Genomic DNA, 1341 nt, shown 5'->3' on the forward strand with positions numbered 1-1341 from the left:
TGTGTCCTTGCAGAACACAAAGTACATGTAACATATTGACCATAATAGCCATTGATTCGTTTACTGTCCCAATCAATCAACAAATGTGCTGCACCATGACAATAGGGACATCGTTTAATTCTAGTCATTTAACAATTCAAAAGACTCAACAACGACATTGGTTGAATACTGTTTTTTACCATCTTTTTCATAAGAGCTTGTACGAAGATTGCCTACAATACAAAACCCTGTATCTTTATCACCATGTTTACAGATATCATTTGCCATATCACCAAAGGCAATACAGTTAATATAATCTGTCCATGGTTTCTTTCCATCTCGTAAACAAGCTAAAGAGAACTTTACAAAAGTATTTCCTTTTCCATTCTTGGATACTTCAATATCTCTTGTCAAAGTTCCAAATAATTCCACATGATTGTTTTTCATTCTACTTCTCCTAAAGACTTATTTCATCTTTATGTCTTATTTTTGGGTTTTTTACCAATTCTTTTGTCAGATTATCATAGGCGATAGCTACTTTTGAATCTTTGGCATACGCATAGATACTTTTACCGGAAATAGATGCTTCACTGGCTTTCGTAGCTTTTGGAATAATCGTATCAAATACACGAATGTTCTTTCCAAAGCTTTCTCGTATCGTATCAATCGTACTTTTGGTAATGTTGGTATTTAGATCCGCAAGTGTCATTACAATTCCAGTAATCTTCAAATTACTATTAATCTTACGCTGCACTTTATTGACCGTCTGTAACAATTTCGTCATTCCTTTAGCTGGTAAATACTGAGTTTGTACTGGTATTAGTACTTCATCTGCAGCAGACAACGCATTGACGGTAAGCATACCAAGAGAAGGTGGACAATCAATAAAGATGTAATCGTATTTATCTCTTAATGGTTCAATACAATTACTTAATGTCTGTTCCCGGTTAATGACACTGACTAAACGCATTTCAAAATCGGCCAATTCAATGTTTGCCGGAATCAGATCTACATCTTCTTCATGATGCAAAATCAAAGAATCATAATCAATATCATTGTCATTTATATAATCGTCCAGCATAGAAGATACAGAATGTTCTAAAGCATCATTGTTTTTCCAACCTAAGCAACTTGTCAGATCACCCTGGGGATCAAAATCTACAATCAATACATCCAATCCCTGTCGTACAAATCCAATGGCCACATTTTCAGTAGTCGTTGTTTTACCAACGCCACCTTTTTGGTTTGTAACTGCGATTACTTTACATTTACGCATAAAAAAACTCCTTTCCCACAACCAATCATTTGTTGGCTATGTAAAAGGAGCAGGGAATAAGGACATAGATTAGGCTTTTAAGAAAT

Annotated in this window: 2 protein-coding genes; both read right to left on the minus strand. The window is 34.8% G+C overall.

Annotation, left to right across the window (positions count from 1 at the left end):
• Nucleotides 1–120: 120 nt before the first annotated feature.
• Entirely contained in the window at nt 121–426 is a 306-nt protein-coding gene (locus tag ACZQCL_RS07340; RefSeq protein WP_217293629.1) for a single-stranded DNA-binding protein, read from the minus strand.
• Nucleotides 427–436: 10 nt separating this feature from the next.
• Nucleotides 437–1255: a ParA family protein gene (locus ACZQCL_RS07345; protein WP_482482507.1), complete on the minus strand. Its 819-nt coding sequence runs from the start codon at nt 1253–1255 to the stop codon at nt 437–439.
• Nucleotides 1256–1341 lie beyond the last annotated feature (86 nt).

The sequence above is a fragment of the Holdemanella sp. genome (genome assembly GCF_056804935.1).

Coding starts and splice junctions, on each gene's coding strand:
- ACZQCL_RS07340 (WP_217293629.1), bottom strand. CDS start 426: ATGAAAAACAATCATGTGGAATTATTTGGAACTTTGACAAGAGATATT.
- ACZQCL_RS07345 (WP_482482507.1), bottom strand. CDS start 1,255: ATGCGTAAATGTAAAGTAATCGCAGTTACAAACCAAAAAGGTGGCGTT.